This window comes from Burkholderia sp. SIMBA_062, from assembly GCF_046534765.1.
In the GTDB taxonomy this organism is placed as follows: domain Bacteria; phylum Pseudomonadota; class Gammaproteobacteria; order Burkholderiales; family Burkholderiaceae; genus Burkholderia; species Burkholderia ambifaria.
The window spans coordinates 1-276 of sequence record NZ_JAWRYD010000233.1; the positions used below are offsets into that span (position 1 = coordinate 1).

At 63.4% G+C, this 276-nt stretch carries 1 protein-coding gene; it reads left to right on the plus strand.

The features are described 5' to 3' along the window. The coding region (locus tag SB786_RS36175) for a GlcG/HbpS family heme-binding protein (protein ID WP_410731568.1) at window positions 1–276 on the plus strand (276 nt) is incomplete at both ends.

The following is a 276-nucleotide window of genomic DNA, read 5'->3' on the forward strand; positions in this document are numbered from 1 at the left end:
CGCTGTCTCTCGAGGGGGCTGCGGCATTGCTCGACAGGGCGGTGGCTGCGGCAAGCCAGGAAGGCGTGCATCCCTGTATCGCAGTGACAGACGCCAGCGGCTACCTGCTCGCGTTCAAACGCATGGATGGCGCGGCACCGGGTTGCGTCGAGGCGGCAATCAGAAAAGCCAATTCAGCCGCCATCAATGATGTCGACACCGTCGTGTTCTACGACCTGGCACGCAAGGAAAACCTGCAGTTGGGCAGCATCCCGGGGATCTTGCCGGCGGTAGCGG